The 14,692-nt window shown below is 60.4% G+C and carries 12 protein-coding genes and 1 pseudogene; 2 read left to right on the top strand and 11 right to left on the bottom strand.

Annotation, left to right across the window (positions count from 1 at the left end):
* Window positions 1–36 precede the first annotated feature (36 nt).
* From ACOI7D_RS10870 to dapF, 8 genes and pseudogenes are all read right to left on the bottom strand, one after another.
* A complete protein-coding gene (locus ACOI7D_RS10870) occupies window positions 37–816 on the bottom strand; it encodes an amino acid ABC transporter ATP-binding protein (RefSeq protein WP_109547272.1) in 780 nt (259 codons plus the stop codon).
* Entirely contained in the window at window positions 800–1,726 is a 927-nt protein-coding gene (locus ACOI7D_RS10865; protein WP_050533419.1) for an amino acid ABC transporter permease, read from the bottom strand. The genes ACOI7D_RS10870 and ACOI7D_RS10865 overlap by 17 nt, the downstream gene beginning before the upstream one ends.
* 9 nt (window positions 1,727–1,735) lie before the next feature.
* Entirely contained in the window at window positions 1,736–2,245 is a 510-nt protein-coding gene (locus tag ACOI7D_RS10860; RefSeq protein ID WP_004202731.1) for a GNAT family N-acetyltransferase, read from the bottom strand.
* 11 nt (window positions 2,246–2,256) lie between these two features.
* Window positions 2,257–4,520 (bottom strand): annotated as a pseudogene (locus ACOI7D_RS10855) (NtaA/DmoA family FMN-dependent monooxygenase).
* Between the two features lie 24 nt (window positions 4,521–4,544).
* Window positions 4,545–5,666, bottom strand: a complete 1,122-nt coding sequence (locus tag ACOI7D_RS10850; protein WP_087827039.1) for a M20 peptidase aminoacylase family protein — start codon at window positions 5,664–5,666, stop codon at window positions 4,545–4,547.
* Complete coding sequence (locus ACOI7D_RS10845) at window positions 5,656–6,663, bottom strand: MsnO8 family LLM class oxidoreductase (protein ID WP_023289878.1); 1,008 nt, start codon at window positions 6,661–6,663, stop codon at window positions 5,656–5,658. The genes ACOI7D_RS10850 and ACOI7D_RS10845 overlap by 11 nt, the downstream gene beginning before the upstream one ends.
* Window positions 6,664–6,754: 91 nt before the next feature.
* Window positions 6,755–7,306 carry a (d)CMP kinase gene (locus ACOI7D_RS10840; protein WP_044523492.1) on the bottom strand — a complete coding sequence of 184 codons (552 nt, stop codon included), beginning with the start codon at window positions 7,304–7,306 and terminating at the stop codon, window positions 6,755–6,757.
* 126 nt (window positions 7,307–7,432) lie between these two features.
* Window positions 7,433–8,299 carry a diaminopimelate epimerase gene (gene dapF / locus ACOI7D_RS10835; protein WP_044523493.1) on the bottom strand — a complete coding sequence of 289 codons (867 nt, stop codon included), beginning with the start codon at window positions 8,297–8,299 and terminating at the stop codon, window positions 7,433–7,435.
* 592 nt (window positions 8,300–8,891) lie between these two features.
* Between dapF and ansP the strand changes: the two genes are divergently transcribed.
* Entirely contained in the window at window positions 8,892–10,346 is a 1,455-nt protein-coding gene (gene ansP / locus ACOI7D_RS10830) for an L-asparagine permease (protein ID WP_023289881.1), read from the top strand.
* Between the two features lie 50 nt (window positions 10,347–10,396).
* Here the strand turns inward: ansP and ACOI7D_RS10825 are convergent, their stop codons facing one another.
* Complete coding sequence (locus tag ACOI7D_RS10825; RefSeq protein WP_002906779.1) at window positions 10,397–10,618, bottom strand: YgdI/YgdR family lipoprotein; 222 nt, start codon at window positions 10,616–10,618, stop codon at window positions 10,397–10,399.
* A gap of 147 nt (window positions 10,619–10,765) precedes the next feature.
* Window positions 10,766–11,827 carry a YncE family protein gene (locus tag ACOI7D_RS10820; protein WP_032453078.1) on the bottom strand — a complete coding sequence of 354 codons (1,062 nt, stop codon included), beginning with the start codon at window positions 11,825–11,827 and terminating at the stop codon, window positions 10,766–10,768.
* Between the two features lie 257 nt (window positions 11,828–12,084).
* On the opposite strand from ACOI7D_RS10820, the gene pqqU reads away from it, so the two are divergent.
* The gene (pqqU, locus tag ACOI7D_RS10815; protein ID WP_162543116.1) at window positions 12,085–14,190 is read left to right on the top strand and encodes a TonB-dependent receptor PqqU; all 2,106 of its coding nucleotides are present in this window, start codon (window positions 12,085–12,087) and stop codon (window positions 14,188–14,190) included.
* Window positions 14,191–14,258: 68 nt separating this feature from the next.
* Here the strand turns inward: pqqU and ACOI7D_RS10810 are convergent, their stop codons facing one another.
* Window positions 14,259–14,558 (bottom strand): DUF406 domain-containing protein, encoded by a 300-nt coding sequence (locus tag ACOI7D_RS10810; RefSeq protein WP_020481014.1) that lies wholly within the window; start codon window positions 14,556–14,558, stop codon window positions 14,259–14,261.
* Window positions 14,559–14,692 lie beyond the last annotated feature (134 nt).

Raw genomic sequence — 14,692 nt, 5'->3', positions numbered from 1 at the left:
CCAGGGCGCTGAATACAAGGGTCGCTATCGCTCTGTTCATGACGGCAGCACCCTGGATAAAAACTGCCGGGTACGCGGATGCTGCGGATGGTTGAGCACCTCGTCGCTGCCGCCCTGCTCGACGATCCTGCCGTCGACCATAAACACCACCTGGTCGGCCACCTCGCGGGCAAAGCCAACCTCGTGGGTGACCACCACCAGCGTGGTGCCAGAGCGCGCCAGCTTCTTGATCACATCCAGCACCTCGCCCACCAGCTCCGGATCCAGCGCCGAGGTGGGCTCATCAAACAGGATAACCCGCGGGTCCAGCGCCAGCGCCCGGGCTATGGCGATACGCTGCTGCTGGCCGCCGGAGAGATGCCGCGACCAGGCGTCGGCTTTATTGCGCAGTCCGACGACGTCCAGCAGCTCCCAGGCACGGGCAATGGCTTCTTTGCGCGTGACCTGCCTGTGGGCGATCGGCGCCTCTATCAGGTTTTCCAGCACCGTCAGGTGTGGAAACAGGTTAAAGTTCTGGAACACGTAGCCGACGTTGATCCGCTGGCGGAGGATCTCCTTCTCTTTCATCTCATACAGCTTGTCGCCTTTGCGGCGATAGCCAATGTAGTCGCCATCAATCTGAATAAACCCCTCATCGACGCGCTCAAGGTGATTAATGGTGCGCAGCAGCGTGGACTTGCCCGAACCGGAAGGGCCGAGGATCACCGTCACCGTGCCCGGAGGGATCTCCAGCGACACATCGTCCAGCGCCTTGTGGCGGCCATAGTATTTGCTGACCCCGGTGATAGAGATATGGCCATTACGAGAGCTGGGCATGGACGGCCTCCTGGGGCTGTGGTTGACGTGCGGGTTGATTCAGACGGCTGCTGCGGGCGCTGTTCACCGCCGAGCGGCGCTCACTGCGCGCCAGGCCACGTTCCACCAGGTACTGAATGGCGGAGAGGACGCTGGTGATCACCAGATACCAGGCGGCGCCGACCATCAACAGCGGGATCACCTCCTGGGTACGGTTGTAGATCATCTGGATGGTGTAGAACAGCTCCGGCATCGCCAGGACGTACACCATCGCCGTTCCTTTCGCCAGACTGATGATCTCATTGAAGCCGGATGGCAGGATGGTGCGCAGCGCCTGCGGCAGAATAATGCGCAGCGTGCGTCGCCAGGCGGGTAGCCCCAGCGCGGCGGCGGCTTCATACTGCCCGTGGTCAACGCCGAGGAAGCCGCCGCGAATAATCTCCGCGGTATAGGCGCTCTGCACCAGGGTCAGGCCCACCACCGCCGTGGAGAATTGCCCCAGCACGTTTATCGTCTGGTAGCTGGCCCAGGTGACGCCGGTAAACGGGATCCCCAGCGACAGGGTGTCGTAGAGATAGGAGAAGTTGTAGAGAATGATCAGCACGACAATCAGCGGCAGCGAGCGAAACAGCCAGATATAGCCCCAGGCGAGGCTGCTGAGCAGCCACGATGAGGACAAGCGGGCCAGCGCCAGCAGGCCGCCGAAGATCACGCTCAGCACCGTGCCAAGCAGGGTCAGAAGCAGGGTTTGCCCCAGCCCTTCGAGGATCACCGGGTCGAAGAACCAGCGGGCGAAGACGCCCCACTCCCAGCGCGGGTTAAAGGCCACCGACTGGATCACTACCGCCAGCACCAGCAGGGCAACCAGGGCCCCGACTACCCGCAGCGGATAGCGCGCCGGCACCACTTTGATCGTTTCAGATGAATGCATCATGCCTCCTCAGGCGCTGTGGCTGAAGGCGCTCACCGCCAGCGCTTTAGTGAACCGCAGTCGGCCATCGTAGGGCGGCTGACTGTACTCTTCGGGGTCTCGCGCGAGGTCGAACTGCGCCTCATACCCCTGGCTTAGATAGAGCTTGACCGCCTCCGGCTGACGAAAGCCAGTGGTCAGGTAGATATGGCTGTACCCGGCCAGCACCGCCCGCCGCTCCAGCTCCTGAACCACTTTCGCCGCCAGCCCCTGCTGGCGCAGACGGCGGTGCGTCCAGATACGTTTGATCTCTGCGGTGTGGCGATCCTTCGGCTTATAAGCGCCGGTGGCGATAATTTCGCCCTCACGCTCAAGGACGATAAACAGCCCCTGCGGCGGCAAATACCACTCGCTCAACTCCACTTCCGCATCGCGGGAAAAATAGTCACCGTAGCGGGCGGCGTATTCGGCAAACAGCCCGCTAATAATCGGCTGCAGCTCCGGTGCGTCCGGAGAAATATCGCGGAATGCTTCGCTCATCGCGCCTCCTGTCAGTCGCCCAGTCCGGGCGGGTTGATCTCCGATTGCGGAATGCTTTCCACTCCCTCTCCCCAGCGGTTAAGCACGTTGGCATAGTCCCCGCTGGCGATAGCGCCGTTCAGCGCCGCCTGGACGGCATTCACCAGCCCGCTGTCTTTTTTCAGCGTCACCGCGATATGCGCCGCTTTCGGCCAGCCGCCGTCAACGCTGCCCACCAGTTTGGTTTTGCCGGTCAGCGCCGCCTTCCACGCGCCAATCACATTGGGGCCGAAAAAGGCATCGGCTCGTCCGGTCTGCAGCGCCAGAGTCTGGGCGGCATCATCCTTGGTGTAGACCGGGGTAAACGGCTTCAGCCCTTTTTTGACGTTCTCCGCGTTCCACGCCAGCAGGATCGCCTCCTGGTTGGTACCGGAGCCGACGATAATCTTCAGCCCGGCGATGTCTTCCGCCTTGTCAATCTTGCTCAGCGGACTGCTGCTTTTGACGTAGAAGCCCAGCGAGTCTTTGCGGTAGGTGGCGAAATCGAACTTCTCTTTCCGCGCTTTGGTGACGGTAATATTGCTGATCGCGGCATCATATTTGCCGGAGGTGACCCCTAGCGGCCAGTCTTCCCAGGAGGTGGGAACCACGTTCACCTCCAGCCCGAGACTCTCTGCCACCAGCCGGGCGATATCCGCCTCGCTGCCGAGCAGGGTTTTGTTGTCATCGGCGAAGACCGTCAGCGGCGGTGAGTTCAGGGCCGCCACCGCGACGGTAAATTTCCCCGGCACCGCCAGATGCAGATCTTTCGGCAACAGGGCAATGGCCTGCGGGTTTTTCGCTGTGTGAATGGGCGTTTTGTTGGCCTCAAGGCTTACCCCGGTGCCATTGATCTTGACGTCCTGTGCCCACGACGAGGCGCTAAATGCCAACGCGACGGCCAGCAAGAGTGTTGTTTTCTGCATAGCGTGATTCTCTTTTCTTATTTTTGGAATTGATTAGCGGGTAGCGCCAGGCCCAGACTTTCCCGCAGGGTGGCGCCCGGATAGTCGCGACGGAACAGGCCGCGCGCCTGTAACAGAGGCACCACCTCATCCACAAAGCGCGGAAAGGTTTCCGGCGTGCCGCCCTGAATAATGAAGCCGTCCGCCGCGCGCTGTTCGAACCACAGTTGCAGCCCGTCGGCGACATCGCTGGCGGTGCCGGTAAAGCGCGGACGCGGGCTCGCTGTCTCCAGGGCCACCTGGCGCAGGGTTAATCCGCGCTCGCGGGCGTGACGTTTAATCTCGTCGGTGGTACTGCGAAAGCTGTTTTGCCCGAGGTCGCCAATATCCGGGAACGGTTCATCGAGCGGATACTGCGAAAAATCATGGTGTTCGAAATACCGCCCCAGATAGTTCAGCGCATCCTCGATGGAGACCAGCGCCGCGGTGGTCTGGTACTGACGCTCCGCGTCTTCGGCGTCATCGCCGACAATGACGCTGACGCCCTGGAAAATATGCAGGTGATCCGGGGTGCGCTGCCAGGCCGCCAGCTGGCTTTTCACGTCCTGATAAAATGCCTGCGCCTCGGCCAGCGATTCCTGATGGGTAAAAATGGCATCGGCGTGGCGTGCGGCTAATTTTTTGCCGTCGTCCGACGCGCCAGCCTGGAAAATAATCGGTCGTCCCTGCGGCGTGCGGGCAATATTCAGCGGTCCGGCCACTTTAAAGAAATCGCCGTGATGATCGAGCGTATGCAGCTTATTTTTGTCAAAGAACTGACCGGTCGCTTTATTGCGCACAAAGGCATCCTCTTCCCACGAATCCCACAAGCCTTTCACCACCTGCAGATATTCATCGGCAATGCGATAGCGCAGCGCATGATCCGGATGCTGGGCCCGGGAGAAGTTTTTCGCTGATCCTTCCAGCGGCGAAGTGACCACGTTCCAGCCCGCCCGCCCCTGGCTTAAATGGTCGAGGCTGGCGAACTGGCGGGCGGTGGTAAACGGCTCGCTGTACGAAGTGGATAAGGTCCCCACCAGCCCCAGCCGCCGGGTGACCGCGGCCAGCGCGGAAAGCACCGTTAAAGGTTCGAAGCGATTTAAAAAATGAGGAATCGATTTTTCATTAATATATAAACCGTCGGCGACAAAAATAAAATCCAGTTTTCCCGCTTCCGCTTTTAACGCCGTCTCTGTAACAAAATCAAAATTAATACTGGCGTCCGCTTGCGCCGCCGGATGACGCCAGGCGGACATATTTCCCGATGCGCCATGTAATATCGTCCCCAGACGCAATTGTCGATTTTCAGACATAGCTACCCCTTCCCCTGTCATCCATTAAATGTGTTGTAATGCCTGCTCCGCCAGACGGGCGAAATAGTGCGCTGCGGGTGCAATAAGCCGTTCGTCCGGATTAAATGCCGGATGGTGCAGACCATATTCGCTGGCGCTGCCGATACTGACGAACGCCCCGGGAATATGCTGAAGATAGACCGCAAAATCTTCACCACCGAGATGCAGATCGGCGTGGTGGGTGCGGTACCCGGCCTGGGCCGCTACCTCGCTGGCGAAGTCGGCCCAGCGGGCGTCATTGACCAGCGCCGTCGGGCCGGCATACCAGAAGACGTCAATCTGCGCGCCAAAGGCGCTGGCGAAACCGGCCGCAATCTCGCTGACCCGGGCCTTGACCCGCTGCTGCACTTCACTGCTGTGGGTGCGCAACGTCCCCTCCAGCTCGACGCTCTCCGGCAGCACGTTCCAGGTATTGCCTCCCTGGATCCGCGTCACGCTGAGCACCACCGAGTCGAGGGTGTTCACTTCCCGGCTGGCCACGCTCTGCAGCACCGTCACCAGCTGGCTGGCCAGCAGGATCGCATCCTTGCCTTCATGGGGGCGGGCGGCATGCGCCCCCTTCCCGGTCACTTTGAAGACGAAGCGGTCGACGTTGGCGTAGAACGCGCCGCCACGGGTGGCAAATTCACCCACCGCCAGGCCGGGCTCATTGTGCATGCCAAAGATCGCCGACACCTCCTCCAGCGCCCCGGCGCGGATCAGGGTTTTCGCCCCGCCGAAATTTTCTTCCGCCGGCTGGAACAGGATCCGCACCCGCCCCGGGAGTTCCGCTTCCCGATCCTTCAGCAGCAGCGCCGCTCCCAGCATTACGCTGGTGTGAATATCGTGCCCGCAGGCATGCATCACCCCTTGATTCTGCGAGCGGTAAGGCAGACCGGTCGCCTCCTCGATGGGCAACGCGTCGATATCCGCCCGCAGGGCTATCACCTTGTCGCCGCTGCCGACTTCGGCCACCAGCCCGGTTTTCAGATCGTAGGGCAGCAGGGTCAACCCGCCGCTTTGCAGCCAGTCGCGGATCCGCGCAGTGGTGGCCACCTCCTGCAGGGAGAGCTCCGGGTTCTGGTGCAGCTCGCGTCGCCAGCTAATCAGTTGTTGTTCAAAGGACATTCAGCACCGCCTTGCCGTAGTGAGCCTGCGCCAGCAGGCGCAGGGAGCGCAGGCGCGCAGGCCCGTCGCTAATGGGGGTATCAATGATGAGTTCATCCAGCTGATCTTCCGCCTGCAGCGCGTCCAGCCGGGCTTTCACCTCTTCGGGGGTACCCGATATCAGCGAAGATTCGCGGCGGGCGATACGGGTGGGACGGCTACCGGCCTGGCGGGCAAAGGCAACGGCCTGCGCCTCACTGCCGACGGTCACCCGCTGGCCGTTCTCCAGCTCAACGCCCCACGCCTCCACCTGCTGCGCCAGCGCGGCGGCGGTAGCGGGATCGTCGGCGACCACCACCTGCACGGCGACAATCGCCTCGCGCGGGCTCAGCTCGCGCCAGCGGTTGAGCACCGTGCGGCGCAGCGCGCTGTCGCCATTGAGATGGGCGGCAAAGACAAAGTTCCAGTCAAGGCGGGCCGCCAGTTCAGCACTCTCCAGGCTGGCGCCGAGCAGAAAACCGTCTGCCCGGCGCGGCGGGATCGGCGTGGCGCGCAGGCTCTCTTCCCCTCCGGGCTCAGTCAGCGACAGCCAGTTATCCAGCTGCGCCAGCTGGTCGGCAAAGGCGCCTTTCTCCTCCTGATGCAGGCCCTGCTGCAGGGCGCGGGTGGAGAGCGGCAGGCCGCCAGGCGCCTTGCCGACCCCGAGATCGATGCGGCCCGGCGCGAGGGCGGCCAGCAGGTTGAAGTTTTCCGCGACCTTATAGGGGCTATAGTGCTGGAGCATGACGCCGCCGGACCCGAGGCGGATCCGCCGGGTGTGGCCCAGCAGCCAGGCGATAACCAGCTCCGGCGAGGGGCTCGCCAGCTGATCGGTATTATGGTGTTCGGCGACCCAGAAGCGGTGATAGCCCCAGGCTTCGGCGTGTTGCGCCAGCGTTAATGTACGCGCCAGCGCCTGCGCGGCGGTTTCCCCGGCGGCAAGCGGACTTTTATCCAGGATACTGATTCGATAAGACATTTCGCAGGCTCATATGAAAGTACGTGCCTGCATTATTAAAATCTCTGCTAACTATTGAGAAACAATTAATTCACATGTGTACTGCTGAAAATTAGATATGCCCGCCTGACCGCTGCGCTTCCAGCTCGCGGAGCAGCGCCTCGGCCTGCCGCGGACTGCGCAGCCGGACGAAGCGAATATGACGATATTGCGGATCCTGCATATCGGCCAGATAGCGTCGGCGATTCTGCCGCCAGGTTTTCAGCGTCCAGAGGATGATGGATTCCCGGCTGCAGAACGAACGGCGGAAACTCTCGCGGTTGCCGGTGCCCGGCCACAGCTCCTGACGGCGCCACGCCCGGCTCGCGGCCCGCCACACCGCCTGGCGCAGCGTGCGCCAGAGGCCATAATCCAGCCAGATCACCAGATCCACCTCGCGCCATTTGACCCCGCGGCTGCGATTGTAGTTGCCATCCAATACCCAGCCCGGGGTGGCCGTCGCGGCGGCAATGGCGGCGAAAAACGCCTCATCCGGCGCGCCCTGCCAGTTCGGCCGCCAGTACAGGCGATCCAGTTCGATGCACGGCAGCCCCAGCCTGTGCGCCAGGCGACGAGCCAGGGTGGATTTGCCTGAGCCGCTGGTGCCGACCACGTTGATGTTCATCTCTGTTTCTCTCTGGTAGCCATTCCCGTTGTTCGCCGCCTTTGCCCGGATGGGAAAAGGCAGTATGTACAGCCGCTTACGAAAGCAAGCGAAAGGCAAAAAATTTCCGGCTGATCGCCCCACCTGTCATCCCGCGCCAGTGGAGATAGCGCCGCCGCCGACAAAGCAGTCTTTATCCAGCGTCAGGCTGGCGATCTTATGCACCGGGCCTCGCATACAGACCTGAAAATCCGCGCCGAAGGTGATGCGCAGCTGGCCGCCTGGCATGTTGACCTCCACCCGATCGTCCACCTTCCCTAACCGGCGCATGGCGCTGGCCGCCGCGCAGCTGCTGCTCCCGGAGGCCATCGTAAACCCGGCGCCCCGCTCCCAGATACCAATCTTCAGCGTATGGCGATCGACAACTTCCACGAACTGCACATTGCAGCGTTTGGGGAACAAGGGATGATGTTCAATTTGCGGCCCTAAGCGATGAACCTGTTCCAGGTCGAGCTTATCCACGAGAACAACGCAGTGGGGATTGCCCATAGATACCAGTACGACGGACAGGGTTTCATCCGCCAGCGGCAAGGGATAATTCACCGCCTCGGGCAAATTCACCAGGGCGGGTAACGCCGCCGGATTGAAATTCGCCCGCCCCATGTCGACGCTAATCTGATGAAAATCACGCTCCACGGTGCAATAGACGTCTCCGCCCGCCGTGTGCACTAAAAAGGGCTCATGCCCGACACGACCGATATCAAACAGATAGCGCGCATAGATCCGTAGCCCATTCCCGCTTTTCTCCGCCTCGGAGCCGTCCGGATTGATAATACGCAGCGTGGGGTGGGTTCGATCGCCGCTGTCGATCAGGAGACCATCAGAACCGACGCCATAGTGGCGATGGCACAGAATTCGAATATGCTCGTTGCTCAGCTGGTCGGCAACGGCGCGATGGCATACCAGGTAATCATTACCCAGTCCGTGATATTTATGAAAGTGCAAGGGGGTCATTGTGTAGGTCGCCTGGCGCTACGGGTATGTTTTTCCATCTTACAATACCTGCCCCGGCAGAATGAATTAAACAATAAGGGGTAACCGCTCTGTTCATTCTGCTCCCCTGCAGGCATCACGCTTCCTCCGCCTGCGCGGCGCCGTGACCGACGCGGAAGCCATTTATGCTGGAATAACCGGATATTAACATCAAAACCACTGATGATAATGGCTAAAAAATGGTCGTGGATGACCGGTTAAACGCCGGGCTGCGACCCGGCGAGCAGGTGGCCATCGCCCGTGGATAACGGATGCAAAAGCAGCGAACTGCGCCTCCGCCGTCCCCTGACAACCTCGCGCTTACCCCAGTCGACGCCAGCATACCAGCGCTTTCATTCTGTTGCGGGAAACTCTGCGACGCTGATCTCATTGATAAATCTGTCAAATGCTATCGGTAAATGTTTTAGGTGCGTAACTATTAGGTTACGTGTAGGATTCAGCGCCATGTCTGAGCTTATCTCCTACGTCAGAATGATGAGAAAGCCAGCATAATGTGCCAGCCGTCCTCCACGCCGGCTGCAAACATGGGCATTGACAGGAAACTGATACATCAATGAATACGAAACACGACACTGCAGCGGAGCACCATGCTGCAAAACGCCACTGGCTCAACTCACATGAAGCGGGTTATCACAAAGCGATGGGCAACCGTCAGGTACAGATGATCGCCATCGGCGGCGCCATCGGTACCGGTTTGTTCCTCGGCGCCGGGGCACGTTTACAAATGGCAGGGCCAGCGCTCGCACTGGTCTATCTGGTCTGCGGCATCTTCTCTTTCTTTATTCTTCGCGCCCTCGGCGAACTGGTTCTCCACCGCCCCTCAAGCGGCAGCTTCGTCTCCTATGCCAGGGAATTCCTCGGCGAAAAGGCCGCCTACGTGGCCGGCTGGATGTACTTCGTTAACTGGGCAATGACCGGGATCGTCGATATCACCGCCGTGGCGCTGTATATGCACTACTGGGGCGCGTTTGGCGATGTGCCGCAGTGGGTCTTCGCCCTCGGCGCGCTGGCCATCGTCGGCACCATGAACATGATCGGCGTGAAGTGGTTCGCCGAGATGGAGTTCTGGTTCGCGTTGGTCAAAGTGCTGGCGATCGTCGCGTTTCTCGTGGTCGGCACCATTTTCCTCGGCTCCGGTAAGCCGCTGGACGGTAATGCCACCGGCTTCCACCTGATCACCGATAACGGCGGCTTCTTCCCGCACGGCCTTCTGCCGGCGCTGGTGCTGGTGCAGGGCGTGGTCTTCGCCTTCGCCTCCATTGAACTGGTGGGCACCGCAGCCGGTGAGTGTAAGGATCCGGAGACGATGGTGCCGAAGGCCATCAACAGCGTGATCTGGCGTATCGGCCTGTTCTACGTCGGGTCGGTGGTGCTGCTGGTGCTGCTGCTGCCGTGGAACGCCTACCAGGCGGGACAGAGCCCGTTCGTTACCTTCTTCTCAAAACTGGGCGTACCGTATATCGGCAGCGTGATGAACATCGTGGTGTTAACCGCCGCCCTCTCCAGCCTCAACTCCGGCCTCTACAGCACCGGGCGTATTCTGCGCTCTATGTCGATGGGGGGCTCCGCGCCGAAGTTCATGTCGAAGATGAGCCGTCACCACGTCCCTTACGCCGGGATCCTGGCGACGCTGGCGGTGTACGTGGTCGGGGTGTTCCTCAACTATCTGGTGCCGTCGCAGGTGTTTGAGATCGTCCTCAACATCGCTTCGCTGGGGATCATTGCGTCCTGGGGCTTCATCGTGGTGTGTCAGATGCGTCTGCGCAAAGCGATTAAGGAAGGGAAAGCGGCTCAGGTGAGCTTCAGAATGCCTGGGGCGCCGTTCACCTCCTGGCTGACGCTGCTGTTCCTGTTTAGCGTGCTGGTGCTGATGGCCTTCGATTATCCGAACGGCACCTATACCATTGGCTCCATCCCGTTGCTGGCGGTGCTGCTGGTGGCGGGCTGGTTTGGCGTGCGTAAGCGCGTGCATGCGATTCACAGCACAGCGCCGACGCTCAAGCAGTAAATGGCAGGACTCCCGGTTTGTCCATCGCGGGCAAACCGGGAGGTCAGGACTTAGTTATCCTCAACCAGCTGCGACACGTCGCTGCTGTTAATTTCCCGCTTATTACCAGACTCATCGATATAGCTGGTCATCCCCGTTTCTTTATCCAGCTGCGGCTTGCCGTGGGTGACGATCGTCTGACCGCTTTTGGTGGTCATAACGTAGTTGGACGAACAGCCTGCCAGCAGCGCCAGCATCGCGCCGGCGCAAATCACCATGAATGGTTTTTTCATTTTATCTCCACTGATTACCACTGCCCGCGCGAGGCGGGAAAGCGATAAGTGTATAACCTTCAGGTTTATCAGGCCAATACGCGTTTGTAACAGAGGGTGAGATGCCGGGCGCAACCACCGGTAGCAATGGTCGTCGCGCCCGGGACCTTACAGGGCGATGCGGATCACATCGTCCGGCGCCGTGGCCTCTTTCTCACGGCTGGATGCTTGTTTCACGCTGACGTACAGCGTTTTGCCGTCATCAGAGAGCGCCAGGCTGTTGGGATGGGTCGGCGTTTTAAAGGTCTTCACCACCTTATAGCTCTTGCCGTCGATAACGCTCACTTCCCCCGCCTTACGGTGCGTCACATAGGCTTCATTGCGGGTGGGGTTAAACAGCACCGCCAGCGATTCCGGCGCGGTGATTTTCTCCAGCACTTTGCCGTCGCGGGTATCGACCACCAGCACTTCCGGCTGCTTGCTGTCGGTAATAAAGGCGCGGTGGCCGGCGGTATCGAGGCTCAGGTTAAGGTAGAAATGCGCCTTGCCGTCATCCAGCAATTTTTTGCGCGACACAATGGTGTTGCTCTCGCTGTCGATGGTCAGCAGTTCGCCGTCGGCATTGGTGGTATAAAGGCGTTTCGCCTGCGGATCGATCGCCAGGCCGGTGGCCATCGCCCCGGTGCCGGTAATCGTCGTTTTCAGCTTCAGGGTAGCGCCATCCACCACCCAAATCACGCTCTCTTTGCCCAGACCGGTAATGTAGATAGTGTTGGTCTGCTCATTGACCGCCAGCTCGCGCGGCTGCAGCGGGCGCACGGTTTCACTGCGCTGACGCTCGTCCAGCACCAGTCGCCCCTTCACAGCGCCGGTTTTGGCGTCAATGGCGGTGACGGTGCTGTCGACGGTATTACCAAACCACAGCGTACCGGTGGCATGGTTGATAGCGGCGCCAAACGGCTTCAGATCGTTGTGAATAATCTGCGTCACGTCGAGGGTGGTGGGGTCAAGACGATAAACAATCCCCCCTTTGTCCAGCGAACGACTTTGCGAAGTGGCGACCCACAGCGCGTTCTCCTGCTGGCTGTAGGCCATTTCGTAGGCCCCTTTCCCGACGGCCTTGCGCAGCATCTCTTCCGCGGCGTGGGCGCTAAAGCTGCCTGCCAGCAGCAGAGAAGTGAATAACAGTGAATGGCGCAGACGCGGCGCGGCAAACTGACGTAATGACATGACGACTCCCTTTGATGAACCTGTATGTGCTGACCCGACATCGCTTCCGGCGGCAAAGTCATGGCTCTGCCTTATTTTGAATGAGAATAGTAATCATTAATCATCTCAAAGTGGAGCGCTAATTGTTGTTGCCCGGTAAATTCGTCAGCCTGGAGCACTATCCGTTAACCAACGGCAGTTAATAATTTTCAAATATTTTACAAACGGGGTAACATATATACATATGTTCCATTTGGTTCGTCTCCCGAGTACTATCGATGAAAATCCTATCCGTGCGACACGCGGCCCTGCCGGCCCTGCTGCTGCCGCTCATCGCCGCCGCCCAGGCCGCCGATGAACAAACCATGGTGGTGACCGCTGCGCCAACCACTGTTTCTGAACTGGATACCCCCGCCGCCGTCAGCGTGGTCAATGGCGATGAGATGCGCCAGGCCGCGCCGCGCGTCAACCTCTCTGAATCGCTGGGCGCCGTGCCGGGCCTGCAGGTGCAGAACCGACAAAACTATGCCCAGGATCTGCAGCTGTCGATTCGCGGCTTTGGCTCCCGCTCTACCTACGGCGTGCGCGGGCTGCGCATCTATGTGGACGGCATCCCGGCGACCATGCCCGACGGCCAGGGGCAGACCTCCAATATCGATATCGGTAGCGTCGACACCCTCGAGGTGCTGCGCGGCCCCTTCTCTGCCCTCTACGGTAACTCGTCCGGCGGGGTGATCAATGTCACCAGCCAGACCGGCACCCAGCCGCCCACCGTGGAAGCCAGCAGTTACTATGGCAGCTTCGGCACCTGGCACTACGGGATGAAAGCCACCGGCGCCGTTGGCGACGGCAGCCACGCAGGCGATGTGGATTACACGGTGTCGACTAACCGCTTCACCACCCATGGCTATCGCGATCACAGCGGCGCGCGCAAAAATCTGGCCAACGCCCGGCTGGGGGTGCGCATCAACGACGTCAGTAAGCTGACGCTGCTGCTGAACAGCGTTGATATCAAAGCCAATGACGCCGGCGGCTTAACCGCCGATGAATGGCGCGATAACCCGCGCCAGTCGCCGCGCGGCGACCAGTATAATACCCGCAAGGATACCCGGCAGAACCAGGCTGGCCTGCGCTACGAGCGCCAGCTGAGCGACCAGGACGATCTCAGCGTCATGATGTACGCCGGGGAACGCGAAACCACCCAGTACCAGTCGATCCCGCGCGCGCCGCAGCTGAAGCCGAGCCATGCCGGCGGGGTGATCGACCTCACCCGCCACTACCAGGGGATCGATACCCGGCTGACCCATCGCGGCGAGCTGCTGGTGCCGGTCACCCTGACCGCCGGTCTTGACTACGAGAACATGAGCGAGCGCCGCAAGGGCTATGAAAACTTTGTGATGGTCAACGGCGCGCCGCAGTATGGCGAACAGGGCGCGCTACGCCGTAACGAACGTAACCTGATGTGGAACGTCGACCCTTACCTGCAAACCCAGTGGCAGCTCACCGACAAACTTTCGCTCGATGCCGGGGTGCGCTACAGCTCGGTATGGTTCGACTCGAATGATTACTACATCACCCCAGGCAATGGCGACGACAGCGGCGATGCCAGCTATCACAAATGGCTGCCCGCAGGCTCGCTGAAGTATGCCCTGACCGACGCCTGGAACGTTTACCTCTCCGCTGGCCGCGGCTTCGAGACGCCGACCATTAACGAGCTGTCATATCGCGCCGATAACCAGAGCGGTCTCAATTTCGGCCTGAAGCCCTCCACCAACGACACGGTGGAGATCGGCAGCAAGACGCGGATCGGCAATGGGTTGCTCACCGCCTCCCTGTTCCAGACCGATACCGATAATGAGATCGTTGTCGACAGCAGCAGCGGCGGACGCACCAGCTATAAAAACGCCGGCAAGACCCGTCGTCAGGGGATGGAGCTGGGACTGGATCAGCAGTTTGGCGAGAGCTGGCGCCTGAAGGCGGCCTGGACCTGGCTTGACGCGACCTATCGCACCAACGTCTGCGGCGACGCCAGCTGCAACGGCAACCGTATTCCGGGGATCGCGCGCAATATGGGTTACGCCTCCTTCGGCTATCAGCCGGAGCAGGGCTGGTACGCCGGGAGCGATATTCGCTACATGAGCGACATCATGGCGAACGACGAAAACACCGCCAAAGCCCCTTCCTGGACGGTGGTCGGCCTGACGACCGGCTATAAGTGGAGCTATGGCAGGATGGATATGGATCTGTTCGGCCGGGTCGACAACCTGTTCGACCGCGAATACGTCGGGTCCGTCATCGTTAACGAGTCCAACGGACGCTACTACGAGCCCGCGCCGGGACGCAACTACGGTATCGGGCTGAACCTCGCCTGGCGCTTCGAGTAACGCCCGGCTTCGCCCGCGGACCAGCGGGCGAAGGCGTTACCCTCAGGCGCTGGCGCCCGGGGCGCTGATTAAAGCAGGTTTCTCAGGGACAATTCGAAAATGATCTTTTCCGCCTGGCAGGAGAAGGCGATGGACAGATCGAGTTTCACCTCGTCGCCGGCGGCGGCGAGCGTGTAGTCAACCTGCGGTGGTTCACTGGCCGGTGCCGCCGCAGCGGCACGCTCGCGAACGGCGGCTACGGTTGACTCCGCTTCCTCGCGGCTCGGGAATAATTTCTCAGCCCGGTAGACGCAGTCCTCGTTATCAATAATTGTCCCGACATCAATGGCGCAGCCTTTGGTGCTGCATTTATCTACTACATCTTTCATCGTCATAACCTCTTGAGTTTTCTTAAGGATAAGAATCCGCTCGCCGAAAAGCAAACCATTAATATCCGTAAGGATTAGCGATTTTTATTCTATCGCGCCGCGCCGGACGCTAGCTTGCGCCATCGCAAGGCGAG

It is taken from the genome of Klebsiella sp. C360 (genome assembly GCF_048822415.1).
GTDB classification, from domain to species: Bacteria; Pseudomonadota; Gammaproteobacteria; order Enterobacterales; family Enterobacteriaceae; genus Klebsiella; species Klebsiella quasipneumoniae.
The sequence above is the reverse complement of the archived record's forward strand: the minus strand, read 5'-3'. Positions and strand labels throughout refer to the sequence as shown.

What these genes read in the sequence shown, in the direction of transcription:
- ACOI7D_RS10870 (WP_109547272.1), bottom strand. Translation starts at nt 816, where the DNA reads ATGCCCAGCTCTCGTAATGGCCATATCTCTATCACCGGGGTCAGCAAA.
- ACOI7D_RS10865 (WP_050533419.1), bottom strand. Translation starts at nt 1,726, where the DNA reads ATGCATTCATCTGAAACGATCAAAGTGGTGCCGGCGCGCTATCCGCTG.
- ACOI7D_RS10860 (WP_004202731.1), bottom strand. Translation starts at nt 2,245, where the DNA reads ATGAGCGAAGCATTCCGCGATATTTCTCCGGACGCACCGGAGCTGCAG.
- ACOI7D_RS10850 (WP_087827039.1), bottom strand. Translation starts at nt 5,666, where the DNA reads ATGTCCTTTGAACAACAACTGATTAGCTGGCGACGCGAGCTGCACCAG.
- ACOI7D_RS10845 (WP_023289878.1), bottom strand. Translation starts at nt 6,663, where the DNA reads ATGTCTTATCGAATCAGTATCCTGGATAAAAGTCCGCTTGCCGCCGGG.
- ACOI7D_RS10840 (WP_044523492.1), bottom strand. Translation starts at nt 7,306, where the DNA reads ATGAACATCAACGTGGTCGGCACCAGCGGCTCAGGCAAATCCACCCTG.
- dapF (WP_044523493.1), bottom strand. Translation starts at nt 8,299, where the DNA reads ATGACCCCCTTGCACTTTCATAAATATCACGGACTGGGTAATGATTAC.
- ansP (WP_023289881.1), top strand. Translation starts at nt 8,892, where the DNA reads ATGAATACGAAACACGACACTGCAGCGGAGCACCATGCTGCAAAACGC.
- ACOI7D_RS10825 (WP_002906779.1), bottom strand. Translation starts at nt 10,618, where the DNA reads ATGAAAAAACCATTCATGGTGATTTGCGCCGGCGCGATGCTGGCGCTG.
- ACOI7D_RS10820 (WP_032453078.1), bottom strand. Translation starts at nt 11,827, where the DNA reads ATGTCATTACGTCAGTTTGCCGCGCCGCGTCTGCGCCATTCACTGTTA.
- pqqU (WP_162543116.1), top strand. Translation starts at nt 12,085, where the DNA reads ATGAAAATCCTATCCGTGCGACACGCGGCCCTGCCGGCCCTGCTGCTG.
- ACOI7D_RS10810 (WP_020481014.1), bottom strand. Translation starts at nt 14,558, where the DNA reads ATGAAAGATGTAGTAGATAAATGCAGCACCAAAGGCTGCGCCATTGAT.